Origin of the sequence: Burkholderia sp. AU27893 (assembly GCF_002223205.1) — a bacterium.
Classification (GTDB): domain Bacteria; phylum Pseudomonadota; class Gammaproteobacteria; order Burkholderiales; family Burkholderiaceae; genus Burkholderia.
Genome location: NZ_NKFD01000001.1, coordinates 745,687 through 771,485 on the forward strand (window position 1 = coordinate 745,687; position 25,799 = coordinate 771,485).

At 68.9% G+C, this 25,799-nt stretch carries 19 protein-coding genes; 7 read left to right on the forward strand and 12 right to left on the reverse strand.

The annotated features are described in order from the left end of the window. Nucleotides 1-96 precede the first annotated feature (96 nt). The 3 genes from CFB47_RS41060 to ubiA all read left to right on the forward strand — a co-directional run bounded on the left by CFB47_RS41060 (nt 97) and on the right by ubiA (nt 1,971). Nucleotides 97-237, forward strand: a complete 141-nt coding sequence (locus CFB47_RS41060; protein ID WP_179243613.1) for a hypothetical protein — start codon at nt 97-99, stop codon at nt 235-237. 105 nt (nt 238-342) lie between these two features. Then, a complete protein-coding gene (gene dpsA / locus CFB47_RS03525) occupies nt 343-831 on the forward strand; it encodes a non-specific DNA-binding protein DpsA (RefSeq protein WP_089439266.1) in 489 nt (162 codons plus the stop codon). Nucleotides 832-1,107: 276 nt separating this feature from the next. After that, nucleotides 1,108-1,971 carry a 4-hydroxybenzoate octaprenyltransferase gene (gene ubiA / locus CFB47_RS03530; RefSeq protein WP_089424539.1) on the forward strand — a complete coding sequence of 288 codons (864 nt, stop codon included), beginning with the start codon at nt 1,108-1,110 and terminating at the stop codon, nt 1,969-1,971. Nucleotides 1,972-2,125: 154 nt separating this feature from the next. Here ubiA and proC read toward each other — a convergent pair whose 3' ends face one another. The 6 genes from proC to CFB47_RS03560 all read right to left on the reverse strand — a co-directional run bounded on the left by proC (nt 2,126) and on the right by CFB47_RS03560 (nt 9,273). Beyond that, nucleotides 2,126-2,938: a pyrroline-5-carboxylate reductase gene (proC, locus tag CFB47_RS03535; protein ID WP_089439267.1), complete on the reverse strand. Its 813-nt coding sequence runs from the start codon at nt 2,936-2,938 to the stop codon at nt 2,126-2,128. A 52-nt stretch (nt 2,939-2,990) separates the two neighbouring features. Next, a complete protein-coding gene (locus CFB47_RS03540) occupies nt 2,991-3,689 on the reverse strand; it encodes a YggS family pyridoxal phosphate-dependent enzyme (protein WP_089461335.1) in 699 nt (232 codons plus the stop codon). 131 nt (nt 3,690-3,820) lie between these two features. Beyond that, nucleotides 3,821-5,047 carry a glycolate oxidase subunit GlcF gene (gene glcF, locus CFB47_RS03545; RefSeq protein WP_089455609.1) on the reverse strand — a complete coding sequence of 409 codons (1,227 nt, stop codon included), beginning with the start codon at nt 5,045-5,047 and terminating at the stop codon, nt 3,821-3,823. Nucleotides 5,048-5,054: 7 nt separating this feature from the next. Then, the gene (gene glcE, locus CFB47_RS03550) at nt 5,055-6,143 is read right to left on the reverse strand and encodes a glycolate oxidase subunit GlcE (RefSeq protein ID WP_089455610.1); all 1,089 of its coding nucleotides are present in this window, start codon (nt 6,141-6,143) and stop codon (nt 5,055-5,057) included. Between the two features lie 185 nt (nt 6,144-6,328). Beyond that, nucleotides 6,329-7,822 carry an FAD-linked oxidase C-terminal domain-containing protein gene (locus CFB47_RS03555; protein ID WP_069247182.1) on the reverse strand — a complete coding sequence of 498 codons (1,494 nt, stop codon included), beginning with the start codon at nt 7,820-7,822 and terminating at the stop codon, nt 6,329-6,331. A gap of 41 nt (nt 7,823-7,863) precedes the next feature. Beyond that, nucleotides 7,864-9,273: an FAD-binding oxidoreductase gene (locus CFB47_RS03560; protein WP_089461336.1), complete on the reverse strand. Its 1,410-nt coding sequence runs from the start codon at nt 9,271-9,273 to the stop codon at nt 7,864-7,866. Between the two features lie 173 nt (nt 9,274-9,446). On the opposite strand from CFB47_RS03560, the gene CFB47_RS03565 reads away from it, so the two are divergent. Next, nucleotides 9,447-9,998 carry a cob(I)yrinic acid a,c-diamide adenosyltransferase gene (locus CFB47_RS03565; protein WP_089460436.1) on the forward strand — a complete coding sequence of 184 codons (552 nt, stop codon included), beginning with the start codon at nt 9,447-9,449 and terminating at the stop codon, nt 9,996-9,998. Between the two features lie 92 nt (nt 9,999-10,090). Beyond that, nucleotides 10,091-11,299, forward strand: coding sequence for an NO-inducible flavohemoprotein (gene hmpA, locus CFB47_RS03570; protein WP_089460437.1), 1,209 nt, complete (start codon nt 10,091-10,093; stop codon nt 11,297-11,299). Nucleotides 11,300-11,371: 72 nt separating this feature from the next. On the opposite strand, the gene CFB47_RS03575 is transcribed toward hmpA, so the two are convergent. The 6 genes from CFB47_RS03575 to CFB47_RS03605 form a co-directional block, all read right to left on the reverse strand. Further along, nucleotides 11,372-11,761 (reverse strand): type II toxin-antitoxin system VapC family toxin, encoded by a 390-nt coding sequence (locus CFB47_RS03575; RefSeq protein ID WP_089460438.1) that lies wholly within the window; start codon nt 11,759-11,761, stop codon nt 11,372-11,374. Continuing rightward, a complete protein-coding gene (locus CFB47_RS03580; protein WP_089439272.1) occupies nt 11,758-12,027 on the reverse strand; it encodes a type II toxin-antitoxin system Phd/YefM family antitoxin in 270 nt (89 codons plus the stop codon). The genes CFB47_RS03575 and CFB47_RS03580 overlap by 4 nt, the downstream gene beginning before the upstream one ends. A gap of 123 nt (nt 12,028-12,150) precedes the next feature. Next, nucleotides 12,151-13,224, reverse strand: a complete 1,074-nt coding sequence (aroG, locus tag CFB47_RS03585; RefSeq protein ID WP_089424547.1) for a 3-deoxy-7-phosphoheptulonate synthase AroG — start codon at nt 13,222-13,224, stop codon at nt 12,151-12,153. Nucleotides 13,225-13,626: 402 nt separating this feature from the next. Then, complete coding sequence (gene tldD, locus CFB47_RS03595; protein WP_039361365.1) at nt 13,627-15,093, reverse strand: metalloprotease TldD; 1,467 nt, start codon at nt 15,091-15,093, stop codon at nt 13,627-13,629. An 85-nt stretch (nt 15,094-15,178) separates the two neighbouring features. Beyond that, nucleotides 15,179-16,006, reverse strand: coding sequence for a carbon-nitrogen hydrolase family protein (locus tag CFB47_RS03600; protein WP_089439274.1), 828 nt, complete (start codon nt 16,004-16,006; stop codon nt 15,179-15,181). A gap of 63 nt (nt 16,007-16,069) precedes the next feature. Beyond that, nucleotides 16,070-20,269, reverse strand: a complete 4,200-nt coding sequence (locus tag CFB47_RS03605) for a YhdP family protein (protein ID WP_089460439.1) — start codon at nt 20,267-20,269, stop codon at nt 16,070-16,072. Between the two features lie 226 nt (nt 20,270-20,495). On the opposite strand from CFB47_RS03605, the gene glnE reads away from it, so the two are divergent. Beyond that, the gene (gene glnE / locus CFB47_RS03610) at nt 20,496-23,282 is read left to right on the forward strand and encodes a bifunctional [glutamate--ammonia ligase]-adenylyl-L-tyrosine phosphorylase/[glutamate--ammonia-ligase] adenylyltransferase (RefSeq protein WP_089461337.1); all 2,787 of its coding nucleotides are present in this window, start codon (nt 20,496-20,498) and stop codon (nt 23,280-23,282) included. A gap of 137 nt (nt 23,283-23,419) precedes the next feature. Further along, the gene (locus tag CFB47_RS03615) at nt 23,420-25,663 is read left to right on the forward strand and encodes a carbohydrate-binding protein (protein WP_256946637.1); all 2,244 of its coding nucleotides are present in this window, start codon (nt 23,420-23,422) and stop codon (nt 25,661-25,663) included. The last annotated feature ends 136 nt before the right edge of the window (nt 25,664-25,799 follow it).

A 25,799-nucleotide genomic window follows, 5' to 3' on the forward strand; every position in this document is an offset into this window, starting at 1 on the left:
GCCGCGCGGTAGTGCGGTGAGGCAGTAACGGGAAACGGCCGGTCGTCCGGCCGGCCGTTTCTCCCGACCCTGGGTTTTGTTGAAGGAGTGACGATCATGACGCAAATGATGCAGAACATGCGTGCTGCCCTGGCGACGCCGGGCGAGGTCGCGCGATACGTTGTCGGATCCGCCATCGTCATCGGCGGTGCGGCCGAACTGGTGTCGCAGGCGCTGCACGCGATCGCGGCCGCCTGAGCGCGGCGTTTCGCTCGCCACGCGCGTGCGGCAGGTGTGGTATCAATAGGCAGGTAGTCCCGATTCACTTTCGTTGCCCTGCTTCATTGAATAAGGAGTCCGAACATGGCCAGGAAAGCTCAAGCTGCCCAGATCAACATCGGCATCAGCGACAAGGACCGCAAGAAGATCGCGGAGGGCCTGTCGCACCTGCTTGCCGACACGTTCACGCTGTACCTGAAGACCCACAATTTCCACTGGAACGTCACGGGGCCGATGTTCAACACGCTGCACCTGATGTTCGAGGAGCAGTACAACGAACTGTGGCTCGCGGTCGATTCGGTGGCCGAGCGCATTCGCACGCTCGGCGTCGTCGCGCCGGGCACCTTCGGCGATTTCGCAAAACTGTCGTCGGTGCCGGAAGCGAAGGGCGTGCCGGCCGCGGAAGACATGATCCGCCAGCTCGTCGAAGGGCACGAGGCCGTCGTGCGCACCGCGCGTGCGATCTTTCCGCTTGCCGATGCGGCGAGCGACGAGCCGACCGCCGACCTGCTGACGCAGCGTCTGCAGATTCATGAAAAAACCGCGTGGATGCTGCGGTCGCTGCTCGCATAGGCGCGCAACGCGCGGCAGGCTGGCCGAGGCCTGCGCATCGGGACTCCGGCCCTGATTGATCCACCGCCGCCGGGCCGAACCCAGTCCGGCGCCCGGCGCGGATCCGTGCCGGGCGCCGGCTCTGTCCCTTGATTGATGCGCGTTGCGGCTCGGCCACGTGCAGCGGGCGCGGGCCGCGCGCCGGCGTCCGGCCGTGATCGCCCGCGGGCCGCGCCGACATGACGCGAAGCACCGCTCGGCTCTAAAATGCCGGGGTTATCTTCCCGGTGCTTCGCCATGCTTGCCCGCTTTCCCCTGTATCTGCGGCTCGTCCGGATGGACAAGCCGATCGGCAGCCTGCTGCTGCTGTGGCCGACGCTCAACGCGCTGTGGATCGCGTCCGACGGCCATCCGCGCTGGCCGCTGCTCGTGATCTTCTCGCTCGGCACGCTGCTGATGCGCTCGGCCGGTTGCGCGATGAACGACTACGCCGACCGCGACTTCGACCGCCACGTGAAGCGCACGGCCGACCGGCCGCTGACGTCGGGCAAGATCCGCGCATGGGAAGCCATCGCGATCGCGGTCGGGCTCGCCTTCATCTCGTTCCTGCTGATCCTGCCGCTCAACACGCTGACGAAGCAGCTGTCCGTCGTCGCGCTGTTCGTCGCGGGCTCGTATCCGTTCATGAAGCGCTTCTTCGCGATTCCGCAGGCCTATCTGGGCATCGCATTCGGCTTCGGCATCCCGATGGCGTTCGCGGCCGTGCAGGACACGGTGCCGACGATCGCGTGGGTGATGCTGGTCGCGAACATTTTCTGGTCGGTCGCGTACGACACCGAATACGCGATGGTCGATCGCGACGACGACATCAAGATCGGCATCCGCACGTCCGCGCTGACGTTCGGCCGCTTCGACGTCGCGGCCGTGATGCTGTGCTACGCGGTGACGCTCGGCATCTACGTGTGGATCGGGGTGACGCTCGGCTTCGGCCTCGCATACTGGGCCGGCTGGGCGGCGGCGGTCGGTTGCGCGCTGTATCACTACACGCTGATCAAGGACCGCGAGCGGATGCCGTGCTTCGCGGCATTCCGGCACAACAACTGGCTCGGCGGCGTGCTGTTCGCCGGGATCGCCGTGCATTACCTGCTGGCGGGGAGCTGAATGTCGCGGTCTCACCGCAGGCGGTAGGCGGTGCGGGACGCGGTACCAACAAAAAAGCGGCCTGGGCCGCTTTTTTGTTGTTCGTGCACGTCAGCATGACGGGGCGGGGCGCCCAACGCATGAAGCGTGCGCCGGGCCGGCACCGCCGGCGCGTTTATGCGCGGCCGAGCTCGTCGCCCATTTCCTTCGCGCGCGCTTCGGCCGCGAGTGCGCCGCGCACGATCGCATCCTTCACGTGTTGCGCGTCGAACGACGCGAGCGCGGCGGCCGTCGTGCCGCCCTTCGACGTCACGCGCTCGCGCAGCACGCTTGCCGGCTCGCCCGATTGCGCGGCGAGTTGCGCGGCGCCCGTGAACGTCGCGACCGCGAGCGCGCGGCCCTGTTCGTCGTTCATGCCGAGCTGGCGCGCGGCTTCCTGCAGCGCTTCGATGAAATAGAACACGTAGGCCGGGCCGCTGCCCGAAATGGCCGTGACGGCGTCGAGCTTCGACTCGTCGTCGAACCACACGATTTCACCGACTGCACCCAGCACGTTCGACGCGAGTTCGCGGCCCGCCGCGTCGACGCCCGGCAGCGCCGCGAGGCCCGTCACGCCCATGCCGACGAGCGCGGGCGTGTTCGGCATCGTGCGCACGACGCGTGCGTAGTCGCCGAGCCAGCGCGCGAGATCGCTGCCGCGGATTCCGGCCGCGATGCTGATCACGAGCTGCGTCTTCAGGTGCGGCGCGAGCGCCTGCGCGACGTCCTTCAGTACCTGCGGCTTCACCGCGAGCACGACCGCGTCGTAGTCGGCGAGCGTCGCGTCGATGGCCGCGCCGGTGCGCACGCCGAACTGCTGGGCGGCGCGCGTGCGCACCTCTTCGTTGACGTCGATGGCATACAGGCCGTCAGCGGCGACGCCGCGCTTGATCAGGCCGCCGATCAGGGCCGCGGCCATGTTGCCGCCGCCGATGAATGCGATTTTCATGATGTCGGATTGAGCGAGTGAGTGAACGGAAAGGCGTAAAAGGGCGTGGCGTTCAGTGCGAGTAATCGCGCGCGCCGAAGATCGCGGTGCCGACGCGCACGATCGTCGCGCCTTCGAGCACGGCCGCGTCGAGATCGGCGGACATGCCCATCGACAACGTGTCGAGCGGCAGGCCGTCGGCGCGCAACGTGTCGAACAGCGCGCGCAGCGCACGATGCGGCGCGCGTTGCGCGTCGGTGTCGCCGGCCGGTTCGGGAATCGCCATCAGCCCGCGCAGCCGCAGCGACGGCAGCGCGGCGACCGCGCGCGCAACCTCGGCCACGTCGGCCGGCGCAACGCCGCTCTTCGACGCCTCGCTGCTGATGTTCACCTGCACGCACACGTTGAGCGGCGGCAGGTGCGCGGGGCGCTGTTCCGACAGGCGCTGCGCGATCTTCAGCCGGTCGACCGAATGGACCCAGTCGAAGCGTTCGGCAACGGGGCGCGTCTTGTTCGATTGCAGCGGCCCGATGAAATGCCATTCGAGGTCCGCACGCAGGTCGGCGAGCGCGTCGATCTTGTCGATCGATTCCTGCACGTAGTTTTCGCCGAACGCACGCTGCCCGGCCGCATGCGCGGCGCGCACGTCGTCGGCGGGAAACGTCTTGGACACGGCGAGCAGCGACACGGTGGCGGGATCGCGGCCGGCCGCGCGGGCGGCGTCGGCGATGCGGCGATGAACGGAGGCGAGACGGGCGGCGAGATCGGACATGACGGGCACGAAAGCAGGCACGGAAGCGGGCATGGTGCGGATGCGCCGCGGCACGCGACGCATCGATTCGCCCATTATACGGACGCCGTGCGCGACGCCCTGCGTCCCCCCGTCATTCGTATGCGCACGCGCTAGCCGTACAGCAGATGCTCGACGAGCTGGATCCAGTGGCTGACCGGAATCTGCGTGCCGCTTTGCAGGTGCGCGATGCAGCCGATGTTGCCGGAGACGATCATCTGCGGTTCGAGCGCCTGCAGCTTCAGCAGCTTCTGCTTGCGCAACCGGTACGACAGCGACGGCTGCGTCAGCGAATAGGTGCCGGCCGACCCGCAGCACAGGTGGCTGTCGGCCGGCAGCCGCACGTCGATGCCGAGCGTCTCGAGCAGGCGTTCGACCTTGCCGCGCGACTGCTGGCCGTGCTGCAGCGTGCACGGCGGGTGGTACGCGACCGTATGGATCGCGCGCCGCCGCGCGAGCGTCGCGAGCTCGGCCTCGAACGCGAGCAGCACGTCGGAGATGTCGCGCGTGAGCGATACGATGCGCTGCGCTTTCTCCGCGTAGGCCGGGTCGTCGCGCAGCAGGTGCGCGTATTCGAGCACCGTCGCGCCGCAGCCCGACGCGTTCATCACGATCGCCTCGACACCCTGTTCGACATGGGGCCACCACGCGTCGATGTTGCGGCGCGCGTCGTCGAGCGCTTCGTCGTGATAGTTCAGGTGCAGTCGGATCGCGCCGCAGCAGCCCGCGTCGGGCGAGACGACCGTCTCGATGCCGAGCGCGTCCAGCACGCGCGCGGTCGCGATGTTGATGTTCGGCAGCATCGACGGCTGCACGCAGCCGCCGAGCATCAGCATCTTGCGCGTATGCGTGAGGTGCGGCCATTCGAGCAGCCGCGTGCGCGGCGGCACCTTGTCGCGCAGCCGCTTCGGCAGCAGCGGCCGCACGTGCTGGCCGAGCCGCATCACCGGCGAGAACAGCGCCTCGTTCGGCACCAGGCTCGCGAGCAGGCGGCGCACGAGACGCTGCTGCGCCGGGCGCTGCACCTGCGCCTCGACGTGCTTGCGGCCGATCTCGACGAGCCGGCCGTACTGGACGCCGGACGGGCAGGTCGTCTCGCAGCTGCGGCACGTGAGGCAACGGTCGAGGTGCTGCTGCGTGCTGCGCGTGACGGGTGCGCCTTCGACCATCTGCTTGATCAGGTAGATCCGGCCGCGCGGGCCGTCGAGTTCGTCGCCGAGCAACTGATAGGTCGGGCAGGTCGCGGTGCAGAACCCGCAATGCACGCACTTGCGCAATATCGCGTCGGCTTCGTCGCCGTCGGGCGTATTGCGGATGAAATCGGCGAGGTTCGTTTGCATCGAGCCCTCAGAGATCGGGATAGAGCCGGCCGCGGTTGAAGATGCGCGCGGGATCGAACGCGGCCTTCAGCCCGCGGTGGATTTTCATCATCGGGGCGGGGAGCGGCGTGAACACGCCCGCGCTGCGGTCGTACGCGTCGCCCGCGCGGAACAGCGTCGCGTGGCCGCCGGCCTGCTTCGCGCTCATCCGCACGGTCTGCGCGTCGGCGTCGGTGATCCACCAGCGCTGCGCGCCTCCCCATTCCATCAGCTGGGTGCCGGGCAGGTGCATCGGTTCGGTGATCGACGGCAGCGCGAGGCGCCACAGTGCGTAGCCTGGCGGGATGCCGTTGAAGAACGGGTCGGTATGCTCGCGCAGGCCGGCCCAGAAGCGCTCGGCCTCGACCGCGTCGACGACTTCGCCGCCGAGCAGCGTCTTCGCGGCTTTCACGGCCGCTTCGGCGCCCGACAGGCGCAGCACGAGCGTGCCGTTGCGCCAGCCGCTCGCGCTGACGGGCAGCGGATGGCCGCCCCATTCGTTGAGCTTGCGCACCGCGTCGGTCGCGGTCATCTCGAACTTCAGCGTGACTTCGGCGACGGGCATCGGCAGCACCTTGATCGACAGGTCGAGCATCAGCCCGAGCGTGCCGAGCGCGCCGGCCATCAGCCGCGACACGTCGTAGCCGGCGACGTTCTTCACGACCTGACCGCCGAACCGCAGCATTTCGCCGCGGCCGTTCATCAGCGTGACGCCGAGCACGAAATCGCGCGGCGCGCCGCAGGTGGCGCGTCGCGGGCCCGCCAGGCCGGCCGCGACGCAGCCGCCGACGGTGGCCGCACGGCCGAAATGCGGCGGCTCGAACGGCAGCATCTGGCCGCACTCGGCGAGGACGGTTTCAAGCTGCGCGAGCGGCGTGCCCGCGCGGACCGTGACGACGAGTTCGGCCGGGTCGTACGACACCACGCCCTGAAACGCGCGCGTGTCGAGTATTTCGCCCTCGAGCGCCTGGCCGTACCAGTCCTTGGTGCCGCCGCCGCGAATCCGCAGCGGCCGGCCGTCGGCACTGGCGGCGCGGACACGCTCGGCCCATCCGGCGACGATGTCGTCCTCTTCCATGTTCTGTTGCTGCCTCGACTTGTTGTTCGGTCGATTGTACCGGGGTGGCGCGAATCCACATCGCGACTATCCCTAAGCCCCGTATTGCAGGCCGCAAGCTTGCGCCGTCGCTCGAGCGGGCCGCGCGGGCGCGTCCCGCCGCCGCGACCCGCCCGCCGGCACGGGCCGCGTACCGAGGGTGAGGCTCAGAAGCGCGGCAGGTCGGGGTGCGGCAGCAGCCCGCCGCGCACGTGCTGGCGACCGTACTCGGCGCAGCGCGCGCGGGTCGGGATGCCCTTGTCCGGGTTCAGCAGCCCCGCCGGATCGAACGCGCGCTTGACCGCGAAGAACGCATCGCGCTCCTGCGGCGAGAACTGTACGCACATCGAATTGAGCTTCTCGATGCCGACGCCGTGCTCGCCCGTCACGCTGCCGCCGAATTCCACGCAGCATTCGAGGATTTCCGCGCCGAACTGCTCGGCACGGTGCAGCTCGTCCGGATCGTTCGCGTTGTACAGGATCAGCGGATGCATGTTGCCGTCGCCCGCATGGAACACGTTGATGCAGCGCAGCCCGTAGCGCGTTTCGAGCTGTTCGATGCGCGCGAGCAGCGGGCCGATCGCGCGGCGCGGCACGGTGCCGTCCATGCAGTAATAGTCGGGCGAAATCCGGCCGGCGGCCGGGAACGCGTTCTTGCGGCCCGACCAGTAGCGCAGCCGCTCGCTCTCGTTGCGCGATACCTGAATGCGTGTCGCGCCATGCTCGCGCAGCACGGCCGTCATCCGCACGATCTCCTCGGCGACTTCTTCCGGCGTGCCGTCCGATTCGCACAGCAGGATCGCCTTCGCGTCGAGGTCGTAGCCGGCATGCGTGAAGGACTCGACGGCCTGCGTGGCCGGCTTGTCCATCATTTCGAGCCCGGCCGGGATGATGCCCGACGCGATGATCGCCGCGACGGCCTCGCCGCCCTTGACGACGTCGTCGAAGCTCGCCATCACGAGCTGGGCCGTTTGCGGTTTCGGGATCAGTTTCACCGTGACCTCGGTGACGATCGCGAACATCCCTTCGCTGCCGATCATCACGGCGAGCAGGTCGAGGCCCGGCATGTCGAGCGCGAGCGAGCCGAATTCGACGATCTCGCCGTCGATCGTCACCGCGCGCACGCGCATCACGTTGTGCACGGTCAGCCCGTATTTCAGGCAGTGGACGCCGCCGGAATTTTCCGCGACGTTGCCGCCGATCGTGCACGCGATCTGCGACGACGGATCGGGCGCGTAATACAGGCCGTACGGCGCGGCGGCTTCCGAGATCGCGAGGTTGCGCACGCCGGGCTGCACGGTCGCCGTGCGCGCGTAGGGATCGACTTCGACGATGCGCGTGAAGCGCGCCAGCGACAGCACGACGCCGAGCGCGATCGGCAGCGCGCCGCCCGACAGGCTCGTGCCCGCGCCGCGCGGCACGATCGGCACTTCCATGCGGCGGCAGATCTGCACGATCCGCTGCACCTGCGATTCCGTTTCGGGCAGCGCGACCGCGAGCGGCAGGCGGCGGTATGCGGACAGGCCGTCGCATTCGTACGGCGCCGTGTCTTCGTCGCGGTACAGCAGGCAGTGCGTCGGCAGCACGGCCATCAGCGCCTGCACGACTTCGCGCTGGCGCTGCGCGCGTGCCGCGCTCGACAGTTCGACGGGAGCGTTCATGGAGTCTCCTGCAGCAGGCGGCGCGGTATCGCGCCACCGTGTCAGCACGTGAAAATCTTGCCCGGATTCATCAGGTTGCGCGGATCGAGCGCGAGCTTGATCGCCCGCATCGTGTCGATCGCGTTGTCGCCGTGCTCCTTCGGCAGGAAGCGCATCTTGTGCAGCCCGACGCCGTGCTCGCCCGTGCAGGTGCCGCCGAGGCGCAGCGCGCGTTCGACGATCCGGTCGTTGATGTGCTCGGCCTCGGCGATTTCCTCGGGCTTGTCGGGATCGATCAGGATCGCGACGTGGAAATTGCCGTCGCCGACGTGGCCGACGATCGGGCAGGGCAGCGACGACGCGCGCAGGTCGACCTCGGTTTCCTCGACGCACGCGGCGAGCTGCGAGATCGGCACGCACACGTCGGTCGTCACCGCGCGGCAGCCGGGTTTCAACTGCAGCATCGCGAAATACGCGTTGTGGCGGGCGGCCCACAGACGGCTGCGATCCTCGGGGCGGGTCGCCCATTCGAAGCCCTGGCCGTTGTTCTGGCCGGCGAGCGCCTGCACGAGCTCGGCCTGCTCCTTCACGCCGGCCTCGGTGCCGTGGAATTCGAAGAACAGCGTCGGCGCTTCGGCGAGCGTCAGGTTCGAATGGCGGTTGATCGAGCGCACCGCGAGCGCGTCGACGAATTCGACGCGCGCGATCGGCACGCCGATCTGGATCGTCTCGATCACGGTGCGCACCGCGTCGCCCATCGACGGGAACGTGCAGATCGCGGCGGATACGGCTTCGGGCAGCGGATGCAGGCGCAGCGTGATCTCGGTGATCACGCCGAGCGTGCCCTCGGAGCCGACGAACAGGCGCGTGAGGTCGTAGCCGGCCGACGACTTGCGGGCGCGCGAGCCGGTTTTCACCACGCGGCCGTCGGCGAGCACGGCGGTCAGGCCGAGCACGTTCTCGCGCATCGTGCCGTAGCGCACGGCGTTGGTGCCCGACGCGCGCGTGGCGGTCATCCCGCCGATGCTCGCGTCGGCGCCCGGGTCGATCGGGAAGAACAGACCGGTGTCGCGCAGCGCTTCGTTGAGCGCCTTGCGCGTGATGCCCGGTTCCACCGTCACGGTCAGGTCTTCGGCGTTGATCGACAGCACGCGGTTCATTTCCGACAGGTCGAGCGACACGCCGCCGCGCACCGCGAGCAGATGGCCCTCGAGCGACGAGCCGGCGCCGTACGGGATCAGCGGCACGCTGTACAGCGAGCACAGCGACACGACTTCGCGCACGTCGTCCGCGCTGTGCGCGAACACGACGGCGTCGGGCAGTTGCGGGTCGAACGGCGATTCGTCGCGGCCGTGGTGGGCGCGGACGGCGTCAGCGGTCGACACGCGCTCGCCGAAGGCGGCGCGCAGCGCATCGAGCATGGCAGGGGGAAGGGGGCGGCGCGTGGCGGCCGGCCGGGCAGGGTGATTCACGTACGTCTCCTTGTCGATCCGGGTGAGCGCGTTGGCGCCGGCCCGGCTCCCGTGCTGCAGGGTTTCGGCCCATTCTACGCTGTAACGCCCGCTGCGCCCGCCTCCGCGGGCTGCGATAATCGCGTTCGAACGCAACCGGGCCGCGTCGCGGCCACGCACGAGAGGACATTCGCATGGGCAACCGCTTGAGCAAGATCGCCACGCGCACGGGCGACGATGGCACCACCGGGCTCGGCGACGGCCGGCGCATCGGCAAGGACGACACGCGGATCGCCGCGATCGGCGACGTCGACGAACTGAACTCAAGCCTCGGCGTGCTGCTCGCCGAAACGCTGCCGGACGAGATCCGCACGGCGCTCGTGACGATCCAGCACGACCTGTTCGATCTCGGCGGCGAACTGTGCATTCCCGGCCATTCCGTGCTCGACGACACGCATCTCGCGCGTCTCGACCGCTGGCTCGCCGACTACAACGCGACGCTGCCGCCGCTGAAGGAATTCATCCTGCCGGCCGGCTCGCGCGCGGCGTCGCTCGCGCACGTGTGCCGAACCGTATGCCGCCGCGCGGAGCGTTCGATCGTCGCGCTCGGGCGCACCGAGACGCTCAACGACGCGCCGCGGCGCTACGTGAACCGGCTGTCGGACCTGCTGTTCGTGCTGGCCCGCGTGCTGAACCGCACCGACGGCGGATCCGACGTGCTGTGGGAGCGCGGCCGCGTCCGCTGACGGTTTGCCCCTTTGACGCACTGCGACAATTTGCCCGGGGAGCGTTCATTTTTAAAGATGTATTGTGTGTGCATGTTTAACGGAGAACGAACATGACCCACATCACCGCTGACCAGATGGCTCGCGTGAAGGCCACTGCCCCTGTCCTCGCCGTGCACGGCGCGACGATCACGAAGCACTTCTACCAGCGCATGTTCGCGCGCCATCCGGAACTGAAGAACCTGTTCAACCAGACGCACCAGAAGACGGGCAGCCAACCGGAAACGCTCGCGAAGGCCGTCTACGCGTATGCGGCGAACATCGACAACCTCGGCGCGCTGGGCGGCGCCGTGACCCGGATCGCGCACAAGCACGCGAGCCTGAACATCCGCCCCGAGCATTACCCGATCGTCGGCGAGAACCTGCTCGCGTCGATCGTCGAAGTGCTGGGCGACGCGGTCGATGCCGAGACGCTCGAAGCGTGGCGCGTCGCGTACGGCCAGCTCGCGCAGATCCTGATCGGCGTCGAGGCCGACCTGTACGCGGGCGCGGCGTGGAGCGGGTTCCGTCCGTTCAAGGTCGAGCGCAAGGTGCGCGAAAGCGACGAGATCACGTCGTTCTACCTGATGCCGGCCGACGGCGGCGCGGCGCCGATGTTCGAGCCCGGCCAGTACATCACGGTGAAGCGCTTCGTCGGCGACCTCGGCGTCGATCAGCCGCGCCAGTACAGCCTGTCCGACGCGCCGCACGGCAAGTGGCTGCGCATCTCGGTGAAGCGTGAAGCCGGCAAGCCGGAAGTCATTCCGGCCGGCAAGGTGTCGACGCTGATGCACGACGGCGTGGAAGAGGGCGCGATCGTCGAAGTGACCGCGCCGATGGGCGACTTCTCGCTGAAGCGTGGCGTCGAGACGCCGGTGGTGCTGATCTCCGGCGGCGTCGGCATCACGCCGATGATGTCGATGGCGTCGACGCTGATCGCCGAGGGCAGCCAGCGCGAGGTGCGGTTCGTCCATGCCTGCCGCTCGGGCGCGGTGCACGCGTTCCGCGACTGGCTGAACGATACGGTGCGCGACCATGCGAACGTCAAGCGCACGGTGGTGTACGAGCTGGTTGGCCCGAACGATCGCGCCGGCATCGACCACGACCTGGAAGGGCGCCTCACGCCGGAACGCATGCAGCAATACGCGCTGGTGCCGGACGCCGACTACTACATCTGCGGCCCGATCGGGTTCATGAAGGCGCAGCGTGACGCGCTCGTCGCGCTGGGCGTCGCGCCGGAACGCGTGAATACCGAGATCTTCGGCTCGGGCGCGCTCGAGTGATGCCCTGGCGGAGGGGCTCCGGCCAATGAAAAAGCCCGGCCGAGCCGGGCTTTTTGTTGAGCGCATAGGGCGTCAGGCGCGCAGCATCAGCGTCGCGTGATAGCGCCACACTTTCGGATCGGCACTGACGAGCGGCATGCCTTCATGGAGCGCCTGCGCGACCATCACGCGGTCGAACGGATCGGCGTGATCTGGAAAATCGGGCAACGCGGCGACACCTTCGACGTGATCGCTGCTGATCGGTAACTCCGCAAAACCGGCGAGCCGAAATGCCGAGCGTGCATCACGTGGGTGAACGGGCAGATTGCCTTTGCGGTATTTGATCGCGATTTCCCAGATGGACGCGGCGCTGACGTACAGCGTGTTCTCGGGATACTCGATCAACGCGGCGGCGGTCGCCGAAAGTTGAGGTGCGCCTTCAGCCGCCCAGAGTGCGATGTGCGTATCGAGCAGCAGCTTCACGGTGCGAGCCCCTGTTCCGAACTGGCATCGAAGTCGGCCGCGATCGATTCGTCACCGGCATTGAATGCCTCGACGGTTGTCGGGATGTTCAGCCCGGCAAGCAATTGACGAGCGGCACCGATTCGCTTCGGCGCCGCGTAAGGAACGATCCGCGCAACCGGATGACCATTGCGGGCGATCACGATTTCGGACTCGCGCCCCAATTCAAGCGCTTCGACGAGGCTTGACAGCCGCGACTTGGCATCGTGCATGTTGACGGTCGGCATCGTCGCTCCCCTGGTTAGCTAGATAACGTTAGCTAGTCTAGCAGAGCGAAATGACGACCGCACGCTGGCCGCACGGCCAATCCACCGACAGGCGGGGTCATGCGGCCAGCCTGTTTGCGTCCGTCAGTTCCCGCTGCCGCGCGTGACGCGGCGCGCCTTCACCGACTCCGCGAGGCCTTCGAGCACCTTCACGCTGTCGTCCCATGCGATGCACGCGTCGGTGATGCTCTGGCCGTAGGTCAGCTCGCAGCCTTCCTTCAGGTCCTGGCGCCCCTCGACGAGGTGCGACTCGATCATCACGCCGACGATGCGGGCGTCGCCGGCCGCGATCTGGCGGCCGATGTCGGCACAGACGGGGATCTGGTTCTCGTGCTTCTTCGAGCTGTTCGCGTGGCTCGCGTCGATCATCAGGCGCGCGGCGAGGCCGGCCTTGCCGATGTCTGCGCACGCGGCGTTCACGCTGTCCGCGTCGTAGTTCGGCGCCTTGCCGCCGCGCAGGATCACGTGGCAGTCCTCGTTGCCCGCCGTCGACACGATCGCCGAATGGCCACCCTTCGTCACCGACAGGAAATGGTGCGGCTGCGACGCGGCCTTGATCGCATCGACCGCGATCTTCACGTTGCCGTCGGTGCCGTTCTTGAAGCCGACCGGGCACGACAGCCCCGACGCGAGCTCGCGGTGCACCTGCGATTCCGTCGTGCGCGCGCCGATCGCACCCCACGAGATCAGGTCGGCGATGTACTGCGGGCTGATCATGTCGAGGTATTCGGTCGCGGCCGGCAGCCCCATCTCGTTGATCTGCAGCAGCAGCTCGCGCGCGGTGCGCAGCCCTTCGTTGATCTTGAAGCTGTTGTCGAGGTGCGGATCGTTGATGAGGCCCTTCCAGCCCACCGTCGTGCGCGGCTTCTCGAAGTACACGCGCATCACGATTTCCAGCTCGCCCTTGAAGCGCTCGCGCTCCTTCACCAGCCGGCCCGCGTATTCGATCGCCGCCTTCGTGTCATGGATCGAGCACGGCCCGATCACGACGATCAGCCGGTCGTCCATCCCGTGCAGGATGCGGTGCATCGACTGGCGCGAGTTGTAGATCAGCTCGGACGCGGCTTCGGAGCACGCGAATTCGCGGATCAGGTGGGCGGGCGGCGTCAGTTCCTTGAGTTCGCGAATGCGGACGTCGTCGGTGTTGTGCGGGGGCATGCTGTTTCTCCTTGGTTCCGGGCGCGGTTCGGTCAGTGCGAGTGCGCGTGCGGCAGATTCATCAATTCAAGCAATTCAGTGGTGTCGGTCGGGGCCGCGGGACCGCTGCGGCGGTGACCGGGTGGCGAAGGGCGAAAAAAAACCGCCGGGTTCGCCGGCGGTTTTTTCGGGAATTTCGGTTGCGCTTTACGCGCCATCAACCCTCTCGATCCGCCAGCGGTCTGAGATACCAAAAAAAGTAAAAGTAAAACTTGGCGGACATGACGGAGATTCGGTTCGTCAAAAAAGTTGATTCGGAATTTATACCCCGTCGCCGGGCGGCTGGCAACCGGGAGACGTCGAAAATGCGGACATTCCGCGCGTTTTCTTCAAAATGCGCGGAATGTCTGCGCTGCGATGCGGTTATGCCGTACCGCCGACCGTCATCCGGTCGATCCGCAGGGTCGGCTGGCCGACGCCGACCGGCACGCTCTGGCCTTCCTTGCCGCACACGCCGACACCCGAGTCGAGCGACATGTCGTTGCCGATCATGCTCACGTCCTTCAGCGATTCGGGGCCGCTGCCGATCAGCGTCGCGCCCTTCACCGGGTAGGTGATCTTGCCGTTCTCGATCATGTACGCCTCGGACGCCGAGAACACGAACTTGCCGTTCGTGATGTCGACCTGGCCGCCGCCGAAGTTCACCGCGTACAGGCCGTTCTTCACCGATGCGATGATTTCCTGCGGATCCTTGTCGCCGTTCAGCATGTAGGTGTTGGTCATGCGCGGCATCGGCAGCGCCGCGTACGACTCGCGGCGCGCGTTGCCGGTAACCGGCATCTTCATCAGGCGCGCGTTCAGCGTGTCCTGGATGTAGCCCTTCAGGATGCCGTCCTCGATCAGTGTCGTGCACTGCGTCGGGTTGCCTTCGTCGTCGATGTTCAGCGAGCCGCGGCGGTTCGGCAGCGTGCCGTCGTCGACCACCGTCACGCCCTTCGCGGCGACGCGCTCGCCGATCCGGCCCGCGAATGCCGACGAGCCCTTGCGGTTGAAGTCGCCCTCGAGGCCGTGGCCGATCGCCTCGTGCAGCAGCACGCCTGGCCAGCCCGGCCCGAGCACGACCGTCATCGCGCCGGCCGGCGCGGGGCGCGCGTCGAGGTTCACGAGCGCCGCATGCACGGCGTCGTCGACGTAGCGCGACAGCACGTCGTCGGTGAAGTAGCCGTAGTCGAAGCGGCCGCCGCCGCCGCCGGAGCCGATCTCGCGGCGGCCGTTCTGCTCGGCGATCACCGTGACCGACACGCGCACGAGCGGGCGGATGTCGGCCGCGAGCGCACCGTCGCTGCGGGCGACCAGCACGACGTCGTATTCGCCGGCGAGGCCTGCCATCACCTGCGTGATGCGCGGGTCGCGGCCGCGTGCCATCTGCTCGATGCGCTCGAGCAGCTTGACCTTGGCCGTCGCGTCGAGCGACGCGAGCGGATCGGACGGCAGGTACAGGTCGCGGCCCGAGATGCCCTTCAGCGACGATGCCGCCTTGATCTTTTGGCGGCCGCCGCCGGCCGCCGCGATTGCCTTGGTGGCCGCCGCGGCTTGCGCGATCGCTTCCGGCGACAGGTCGTCGGAATACGCGAACGCGGTGCGGTCGCCCGCGACCGCGCGCACGCCGACGCCCTGGTCGATGCTGAAGCTGCCCGATTTGACGATGCCTTCCTCGAGGCTCCACGCTTCGCTGCGGGTCGCCTGGAAGTACAGGTCCGCGTAGTCGACGCGATGCGTGAAGATGTCGGCGATCGTGCGCGTGAGCAGGCTTTCGTCGAGGCCGTACGGCGTGAGCAGGATGTCCTTCGCCAGCGCGAGGTTGCGGATGCCGGGTTCGATGATGTTCATGCGGATATCGGGGTTTCTCAAAAAGTTGTCGGGTGCTTCTGGGCAGATGGGTTGGCCGCGCGGCGTTTCAAGCGGCGCGGCGGATTCAGGTCAGCACGCGGTGCCGCCACGCGGGCAGGCTCTGGCGCACGTCCGCGATGCGCTGCGGATCGATCGCGCCGAGCACGACGCTGGCGCCCACGTCGCGGACCGCGACGATCTCGCCCCACGGGTCGATCAGCATGCTGTGGCCCCAGGTGCGTCGGCCGTTCTCGTGCTTGCCGCCTTGCGCGGCCGCGAGCACGTAGCACTGGTTCTCGACGGCCCGTGCGCGCAGCAGCGTTTCCCAGTGCGCGCGGCCCGTTGTATACGTAAACGCCGACGGGACGACGATCAGCGTGCAGTCGCCCATCCTGCGATACAGCTCCGGAAAGCGGAGATCGTAACAGACCGACAGGCCGACCCGCCCGAACGGCGCATCGAACGCGACGACCGTATCGCCCGCGCGGATCGTGCGCGCCTCGTCGAACGACTCGTCGCCTTTCTCGAAGTTGAACAGGTGGATCTTGTCGTAGCGCGCGGCTTCGTTGCCGGACGGATCGAACACGAGCGTCGTGTTGAGCACGCGATCGGGTTCCGGCGCCTTCAGCGGCAGCGTGCCGCCGATCACCCAGACGCCGTGGCGACGCGCGGCGTCCGCGAGGAAGCGCTGGATCGGGCCGTCCTGGTAGGGTTCGGCGAGCGCGAGCTTGTCGGTGTCGCGGTGGCCCATGAAGCAGAAATACTCGGGCAGCAGCACGAGCTGCGCGCCTTCGCCGGCGGCTTCCGCGATCAGGCGGCGGGCTTCGGCGAGATTGCGCGCGACGTCCGGCGTGCTCACCATCTGCAGCGCGGCGACCTGGAAGGGCGTGGCGGAACGGGTCTGGTCGGTCATCGCAGGATCGGTTGCGTCATAAATGGGGTGCGGCCCGGCACCGCGCGCGATTCGACTCGCGGCTCAGTGATTCGCCGCATCGGCCGGACCGTGATTCATCTTACCCTGATCGCCCCGCACCCGCTCGATGTGCGGGTGCGCCCACGAGCCGGTGATCGCGTAGTCGAGCGCGAACGCGTGCGACAGCGTCTCCGACAGCGCGTAGTTCGCGGCCAGCACGCCGACGCCGAGCAGCGGGTTGATGATGGCTGCCCCGATCGCGGCGGCGCCCGCGCTGATCTTCGGTGCGACGTGCGCATGCAGGTCCTGCGTCTCGGCGCCGAGATCGACCGCGCCGCGCACGGAGACGTTCGCGGGCCCCGTCATCATCGAGAAGTCGTCGGTGCGGGCGATCCCGTTCGAGATCTGGCCGGTGCCGGTGATCTTGTCGAACGGCAGCCCCTTGCCGATCACGTCGCGGAAATTCAGCGTCAGGAAGCGCGCGAGGCTCTGCAGGCTCAGCACGCCGAGCAGCTTCGCCGCGCCCGGGTCGACCTTCAGGATCTGGCCGTGTTCGAGATCGATCGCGATCTGGCCGCCGAGCGACGGGAAGTCGAGCCCGGTCGGGCCGCCGCGCCAGCCGACCTTGCCGGTCACCGAGCCGTGGCCGGCCGCCAGCGTGCGCGGCAGGCCGACGCGGTCGAGCAGCGCGCCCGCGTTGCCGATGTCGAGCTTGAAGTCGAACACGGTGCGGCGCGGTGCGCCGCTCTCGTCGGCGCCGCGGGCGAGCGCACGGCGCGACGTGCGCCAGTTGCCGGTCGCCGTCAGCTTCGCGTCCGGGTTCGACAGCTCCAGCTTGTCGAGCTGCCAGACCGGCGTGCCGGCTTCGTCGATATTGCGCGCGTTGACGACGAGGCGGCCGATGTCGTGGTTGCGCGCGACGACCTGGTCGACGATCAGATCGATCGACGGCATCGGGCGGTCGGTCGGCGTCGGCAGGTTCATCGCGCGGCCGACGAGATCGTGCTGTGCGCTGTCCGGGATCACGAGCTTCGCGAGCCGCGCGTTCAACACGCCCGCGCCGTTGTGGCCGCCGCCCGGCGCCCACGACAGGTAGCCCGACACCTGGTTCGACGCGATGTTCGCCTGCCACAGCTCGTCGACGTGCGACGCGCCGATGATCACGTTTTCCCAGTTGCGCTTGAGCAGCTTCAGCGTGCCGAAGTGGAGCGCGAAACGCTTCGGCGCGAAGCTTGCGACATCGACGCGCGGCGTGGCCTGCGGCTCCGCCGCGCGCGGCGTGTCGGGCTTCAGCGTATGGGCCAGCGCGAGCCAGGCGTCGGCGTCCAGTTCGTTGACGTCGACGGCCGCGCTCACGCCGTCCTGCGGCATGTCGGGCATCCGGTGGATGCCCATCGCGCCGCGCACCGCGCGCAGCGGCTGGCCGGGCGTCGCGTCGAGCAGGTAGGTCGCGGACACGGGGCCGAGCGTCAGGTCGGCGTGTTCGAGGCGCTTGCCGTCCGTCTGCGGCGCCGGCTGCAGCGTGAAGCTGAACGGCATTGGCGTGCCGGCCGCCTTCGCGAACGGCGCGGGGAAATTCAGCGCGACGCCGGTCAGGTCGGAATGCGCGCCGATGTCGGGCAGGCGGCCCGGCGCGCCGCGCACGGCGACCTTGTACGGCGCGTCGCCGACCACGTGCTCGAGCAGCGCGGCGGCCGGGCCGTGCAGGTTCAGGCCGCGTGCGGCGTCGAGTGCGAGCCGGCCGTCGACGTCCACCGTGTACGGCCCGTGCGACTGGAAGTTGCCGTTCGCGCGCACCGGGCCGCCGAGGAAGCGCCCCGAGAGTTCGTGCAGCGACGCGCCGGCCTCGGTGAACCGGACGCTGCCGCGCAGTGCGGACAGCGGCGGCACGCCGTTGGTCGTTAGCGTGTTGCCGCCGAATGCGAGCGCGCCTTCGACGTGCGTGTGCGGATGCGCGACGTGCTGCGGAATCGTGATCTTGAGCCCGAGCGACGCGGGCCCCTGCGCGTCGATCCGCTGGCCGATATGTCCGCTCATCGTGCCGAGCGAGCTGTTGTCCGCGTAGTCGATCAGGTCGGCGAGCGGGCCCTGCGCATGGCCGTCGATGATGAGCGGCGAGTGGCTCGGATTGCCGAGATCGTCGATGCGGCCGGCGACCTTCGTCAGCGCGACGCGCTTGTAGTGTGCGCGGTGGATGTCGAAGCGCAGCTTGTTCTGCGCGAGTTCGAATACGCCGTCGATCCCGTCGAGCGCCGGCCAGACGCTCGGCGTGCCGTTCGCGAGCTTGCGCGGCGGGTACGGCGTCGGTTCGAAGCGGCCGCCGGTGAACGGCGCGACGATGTGGAACACGCCGGCGTCCGGCTCGTGTTCGAACGGGAATTTCTCGAGCGGGCCACGGGCGACGATCGACGCGCCCTTGGCCACCTGGCCGTCCTGCAGCGCGTGGCCGAGATAATCGCGCAGGTGTTCGGACATCCCGGTCGGCAGGTAGCGCGGGATGCGCGCCACCGACGCGCGGGCGAAATCGGCGCGCAGGTCGAGCGAGCCGCGGCCGTGGCCGGGGTTCGCGTACGAGCCCGACACCGCGATTTCGGCATCGGGGTTCGACACGAACAGGTCGGGCAGCGAGACGTCGACGCGTGCGTGTTTCTCCCCGGGCGCGGGCGTGATCGTCCATTTCGCATTGCCGCGCAGCCGGTCGAACGTCAGGCGCGGCTCGTCGAATTCGCCGGGCACCGTGACGGCCGCGTTGACCGTGTCGAAATGCGCGGAGCCGCCCGTCTCGTTCGCGTCGACGCGGCCCCACAGGTTCTCGACACCCGGCCAGCCGGCGCGCGGGTGGCCGCGCGGCGATAGCCCGGGCGGCGGTTCCTGCGCGGCGAAGCTGATGCCCTGGAGATCGCCGAGGAAGCGGTAGCGCACGATTGGCGCGGCGCCCATGCGCCGCTCCTCGTCGGCGAGGTCCGCGTGCGCGGGTTTCGCGCGCTCGACCTCGATGTGATAGTTCGACACCATTCCGCGCGGGTCGATCTTGATCAGTTCGTTGCGCAGGCGTGCCGGCAGCGGCAGCCCGCGGATGAATTCGCTGAGGATGCCGAGATCGACGCGGTCGCCGACGACGCTCAACAACTGCCCCTGGTTCGCGGTCGGCACGCGGTAGCGGGCCGTCAGCGTCGACAGCGCGAGCGAGCGCGCAAGCGGCGTGCCGTCCGGCAGGGGCGGCTGGCCGAGCTCTGCGTTGAAGCGCGTCAGGTGCAGCGTGTAGTCGTGGCCGGCGTTCAGCTGCATGTCCCAGCCGAAGCCGACCGTCGGCACGTCGAGCCGCGGCTGCGTCGGGCGCACGCGCAGCGCGACGTCCGCGCCCTGCAGGTCGCCGCCCGCCGAATGCAGGTGGCCGTCGCTGAAGGTGGCCCAGATCGCGTTGTCGATCCGGCCCGCGTGGATCGTCAGCGGCATGTCGAGGTAGCGCGCCAGCGTCTGCAGGTCGACCGGGCCCGTCGACAGGTACGCGTCGCCCGTCCAGTTCGACGGCTTGCCGACCGGCGCGAGCGGCTTGTGCTTGAAGCGTGCGCGGAAGTCGAGCGGACCGAGCAGCAGCGTGCCGTTCGCGGGCGCCTGCAGCGCGGCCTTGTGTACGCGGCCGTCGTTGAGCACCGCGAGCCGGATGCCCGACAGCACGAGTTCCGGCGCGTCATGCTGCGCGTCGCGCCAGCGCAGCGTACCGCCGCGCAGCACGATCGCTTCCTGTTTCAGCAGCCACGTGCCGAACGTGTCGTTGCCGCCGTGGGTGGTCGCCACGCCGACGCCCGCGATGCTCAGCGAGCCGTCGGCCGCCCGCGCGACGACCAGGTCGGGCTGGTCGACGATCAGGCTCGACAGCGCGGGCGACAGCCGCAGCAGCGACAGCCACGACAGCGCGGCCGTCGCATGCGGCACCGACAGCGCGACCTTGCCGTCATGGCCGCGGATCGTCAGGTTCGTGAGTTCGACGCCCGGCTGCATGCCGGACCAGTTCGGGGAAAGCTTGCCGATTGAAAGCTGCGCGTGGAGCTTGTCGGACACCGCGCGTTCGATGCGCGGGCGGAATTCGTCGATGCGGGGCAGCAGGACGTAGCGCAGCCCGAGGAACGCGCCGGACGCGACGAAGTAGGTGCCGATCCCGACTGCCAGCGTCACCCTGAACACGCGACGCAAGACCGGGTGATCGTGCTTCGGAGGTCCCGCTTCGGGCGCAGCTACGGCGGATTCCTGACGGTCGGACATGCGGCGGACGGGCGGCGATATGGTAGTTTTGCAGACTGACGTTGAAATGTATCACACGGGTTCGTGCCGGGCGCCGTTGCGGCAGCGCGGCACGGGCTTTCCGGCGCGCGGTTTCGCGACGGGCGCACCCGCCCCGCGACGCCGCGCCGAGTCCATGGAGCCGGTCGGGAGCGGGGCGCGCGTGCGTTCCCGTGCCGGCCGGCCGTTCCGCCAGGCCCGCTTCTCGATGACCGACGCTTCCGCCCTGATCTGCACGTCCTATTCCCGTTACCTGGCCCGCGCGGCCGCCGCGCGACCCGCGCTCGCCGACCAGGTCGCCGCGTGGGCGGCCGCGCCGCTCGGTCGCACGCAGCTCGACGCGCGCCTCACCGAACTGCTGGCAACGCCGGCCGGCGCCGCGCCGACCGAGGAGCACCTGAAACGCGCGCTGCGGCAACTGCGTGCCGAGGCATTCGGCGCGGTGGCGGAGCGCGACCTGCGCGGGCTGGCGGACGTCGCCGAGGTGACGGGCGCGATGACCGATCTCGCGGAAGTGGCCGTGCAGCGCTCGCTCGCGCTGCTGTCGGCCGAGCTCGAGGCGCTGTACGGCGAGCCGCGCGGCGCCGACGGCCAGCGCGTCGTGCTCGGCGTGGTCGGGATGGGCAAGCTCGGCGGCCGCGAGCTGAACGTGTCGTCGGACATCGACCTGATCTTCGTCTACGAGGACGACGGCGAGACGACCGGCGGCGCGCGTTCGCCGCTGTCCACCCAGGAATATTTCACGCGGCTCGGCCGGCGGCTGATCGGCGTATTGTCGGAAGTCACGGCCGACGGCTACGTGTTTCGCGTCGACATGCGGCTGCGTCCGAACGGCGATTCGGGGCCGCTCGTCTGCAGCCTCGGCATGCTCGAGGAGTATTTCTACGTACAGGGGCGCGAGTGGGAGCGCTATGCGTGGATCAAGGGGCGGCTCGTGTCGGAAGGCGACAGCGACGCGGCGCAACGGCTGGCGTCGCAGCTCGAGTCGCTCGTCAAGCCGTTCGTGTACCGCCGCTACCTCGACTTCGGCGTGATCGGCGCGATCCGCTCGCTGCACCAGCAGATCCGGCAGGAAGCCGCGCGTCGCGCGTCGATGCGGCCCGACAAGGCCGACGACATCAAGCTCGGGCGTGGCGGGATCCGCGAGATCGAATTCAGTGCGCAGGTGTTCCAGCTGATCCGCGGCGGCCAGGATGCGGAATTCCGCGTGCGGCCGACGCTTGCGGTGCTGCGCCATGCGCAGGCGCGCGGGCTGATCGGCGAGGATGTGCGCGCGCGCCTGACCGAGGCCTACAACTTCCTGCGCACGCTCGAGCACCGTCTGCAGTACCGCAACGACGCGCAGACGCATGCGATGCCGGTCGAGCCGGACGAACGCGCGGCGCTGGCCGCGTCGCTGGGCTTCGCCGACTATGCGGCGCTGATGACGGTACTGGACGGCCACCGCACGTTCGTCGAAGCGCAGTTCGACCAGATTTTTGCCGACAAGGCGAGCGGCGCGCCCTGCGCGGGCGGCGACGACACGGCCGCCGCGTGGATCTGGAGCGGCGCGCTGGCCGACGACGGCGAGGACGACGCGCTGGTCGCGCGTCTCGACGGCCTCGGCTTTGCGGATCCGGCCACCGTGCTCGCCCGGCTGCGCGCGATCTGGCAGTCGTCGCGCTACACGGGCCTGCCGGAAAAGAGCCGGCAGCGCTTCGACAGCGTCGCGCAGCGGGCGCTCGACGCCGCGCCGAACATCGACGCCGCGCGCCGCGACGATACGATCGTGCGCCTGTTCGACCTGCTCGAGACGGTCAGCCGGCGCGGTGTCTATCTCGCGCTGCTGACCGAATATCCGGCCGCGCTCGACCGCGTGCTGTCGGTGCTCGGTGCGACGCGCTGGGGCGGCGGCTACCTGATTCGCCATCCGCAACTGCTCGACGAGCTGCTCGACGACGAGGCGATCGCGAGCCCGTTCGACTGGCCCGCGTTCAAGGACGCACTGCGCGCACGCCTCGCCGCGGCCGACGGCCCCGAGCAACAGATGGACCTGCTGCGGCACGCGCAGCACGCGGAGGTGTTCCGGATCCTGCTGATCGACCTGGCCGGGCAACTGTCGGTCGAGCACGTGAGCGACCGGCTGTCCGAGCTGGCCGACGCGGTGCTCGACGTGACGATCGAAGTCGTCTGGTCGCAGCTCGCGAAGCGCCATCGCGACGTGCCGAAGTTCGCGGTGATCGCGTACGGCAAGCTGGGCGGCAAGGAGCTCGGCTACGCGTCGGATCTCGACCTGATCTTCCTGTACGACGACGCCGACGAGCGCTCGGCGGACGTCTACACGACCTTCACGCGGCGCCTGATCACGTGGCTCACCACGGCGACCGGGGCGGGCGCGCTGTTCGACATCGACCTGCGGCTGCGGCCGAACGGCGAGGCCGGGCTGCTCGTCACCGATCTCGACGCGTTCCGCCGCTACCAGCTGCGCGAAGGCGACGCCGCGAACACCGCGTGGGTCTGGGAGCACCAGGCGCTGACGCGGGCCCGCTACAGCGCGGGCGACGCGCAGATCGGCGCGGACTTCGAGGCGATCCGCCAGCAGGTGCTGACGACGCCGCGTGACGGCGGCGTGCTCGCGAAGGAAATCGTCGACATGCGCGGCAAGGTGTTCGCCGGCCACCCGAACCAGACCGAGCTGTTCGACCTGAAGCACGATCGCGGCGGGATGGTCGACATCGAGTTCATCGTCCAGTACTGGGTGCTGCTGCACGCGTCGAGCGATGCCGAGCTGATCCGCAATACGGGCAACATCGCGTTGCTGCGCGAGGTCGCGCGTTTCGGGCTGATGAGCGAGGACGAGGCCGAGCGCGTCGGGGCGGCGTACCGCAAGTACCGGAAGCTGCAGCACAAGCTGCGGCTCGACGGGATGGAGAAGGCGCGGGTCGATCCGGCCGTGGTGGCCGACGAGCGGGCGGCCGTGACGGCGCTGTGGGAGCGGGTGTTCGGCGGAATCTGACCGCGGCATGCCGCGCGCGCCGCGGCGGCCTGCATTGAGATTCGTTTGAGATTGTTTGAGCGCAAGGGCGGGTATCGGAAGAATCCGGCTTTCCGTTCAACCGGTGCCGTGTGCGCCACAAGCGATCTCAACTCATCTTGAAACCTATCCGCTACTCTCTTGCCACGACGGCGCTGTCCGCGGCCGTCGCTGGACTGTTCTCCGTTTCCGCTGGTGCAGCGGAAACGGCTTCCACCCCGCTGAAGAACCTGTCGCGTGGCGATGGCCAGTGCCTGGCCTGGCAGCCGGCCGACAACGCGGCCGTGTTCGCGGCATGCGACGGCAGCGCCGTGCAGGACTGGACTTTCGAGCCGCGCGACGGCTTCCAGCGCATCATCAACGCCGGCGCGAGCGCGGCGCGCGGCACGAAGATGTGCCTGCATTCGGCCACCGGCGACAACGGCATGGGCCGCGTGTCGGTCGGCGTCTGCAGCGAGGGCGACCAGACGATGCGCGACTGGCGGGCCGACATCGGTATCGACGGCCGTGTGTCGTTCGGCAACCGGTACCGGGTCAACACCGGCCGGTCCGGCGAAGTGCTGGCGCCGCGGGAAGGGAGTGCCGGCGTCGCGATGCAGAACCTGCGCGGCCAGCCGGCGTCGGTCTGGCGGTCGTCCGCCTCGATCGCGCCGTCGCAGCGCCCGCTGCTCGGCGACAAGTCGGCGTTGCTGATGATCACGCACTTCAACGACTCCCAACCGGCCGATAGCGAAGTGGTGCGCAAGGCGGTGTTCGGCGACGGCGACGACTATTCGTCGCTGCGGCGTTATGTCGAGGTCGCGTCCCACGGCAAGCTGACGTTGCACGGTCAGACGCTCGACAGCGTCAACCTGGGCGACCGCCCGGCCAGCTGCGATTCCGGCGCGCTACGCGCGGCGGCGCGCAGCGCGGCGTTCGCCCGCGGTGTGAACCCGGACAAGTTCGACTACCTGTTCGTCGAACTGCCGAAAATGAGCAGTTGCGACTGGGCCGGCCTGGCGGCGATGCCCGGCAACTGGATCCTGTCGAACGCGAGCGGCCAGGGTTACTGGATGTGGTCCCACGAATTCGGTCACAGCCTGGGCGCGCGGCATCCGGGCTCGCTCGTCAACTGCCCGACGCCGGGCGGCACGGTCGAGGTAGGCAGCGCGTGTCGCGCGGGCGGGGTCGACGATCCGTCCGACACGATGGGCGGCGGTGGCCGGCGTTTGTATCCGGCGAGCTACCAGTTGTTCAGAGGCTGGCTGACCGAAGCCGACGTACCCGAGATCAAGGGCGAGGGCACGTACCAGCTCGCGCCGCTGTGGGGCAAAGCGTCGGGTGCGAAGGCGTACCGTCTGGCGCGCGCCGACGGCTCGACGCTGTGGCTCGAGTTTCGCCAGCCGCAGCCCGGCTTCGACAACTGGAAGTCCGACGACCCGTTCGTCAATGGCGTGATCGTGCGAACCGTCGCACAAGCCGGCAATGTGCTGGCCAATACGCTGGTCGATGCGACGCCGGGCAGTGCGCAGGGAATGAAGGACGCGCTGCTGATGCCGGGTCATGCGTTGCACGACACGCTGTCGGGCAAGATCGTCACCGTCAAGTCGGTCGGGCCGAACGGCGCGGTGGTCGAAGTGAAGAACGACGGGGTGCTGCTGCCGCAGGCGGCCGTCATCGGCCCGCAACAGGCGAACGCGGGCGCGACGGTCGTGTTGTCGGGCGCGTCGTCGGTCGGCGAGCAGTTGCGCCATGCGTGGACGGCCCCGGCCGGCATCGATGCGAAACCGAACGGCGCGGAACTGAAGTTCGTTGCACCCGCGCTCGAACGGGACCGCGATTACGCCTTCGATCTGACCGTGACCAATGACAAGGGCTACACGGCGCAGGCGTCGCATGTCGTCAAGGTGAAGGCGCAGGAAATCGTCCCGCCGCCGCGGGCCGCGATCAGCGGGCCGGCGACGGTCGACGGTGGCGCGACCGTCGCGTTGTCCGGCGCGGCGTCGACCGGCAAGGGGCTGAAGTATGCGTGGACCGCGCCGGCAGGAATCGCGATCGACCAGCAGGGGGCGAATGCATCGTTCGTCGCGCCGAAGGCGACGCAGGCGCAGCGCTACGACGTGAAGCTGACCGTGACGGATGCGCAGAACCGCAGTGCGGTGGCGACGCATGGCGTGACGGTGCGTGCCGACGTGGCCACGGGCGCGCCGGCCTGGGACAAGAAGAAGACCTACGCGACGCCGTGCCACGAGGTCAGCCACGCCGGCAAGACCTGGCTCAACGGCTGGTGGGTGCTCGGCGATGTGCCGGGGACGGGCGGTGAGTGGGGCGCATGGCGCGAGAAGGGTGTCGCGAACATGCATGCGGCGTGCAAGGGCAAGTAGGCACGGCGAGGTGCCGGCGCGGGCGACCGCGCTGGCGCGTGCCGCGCGCCGTTCGATCGGGTGCCATCCGGTAAGTTCGTCGTGCCGCGAAGCGCGTCGGACAAGTCGGAACCCGTCAAAAGGCCGCTCCGGTATT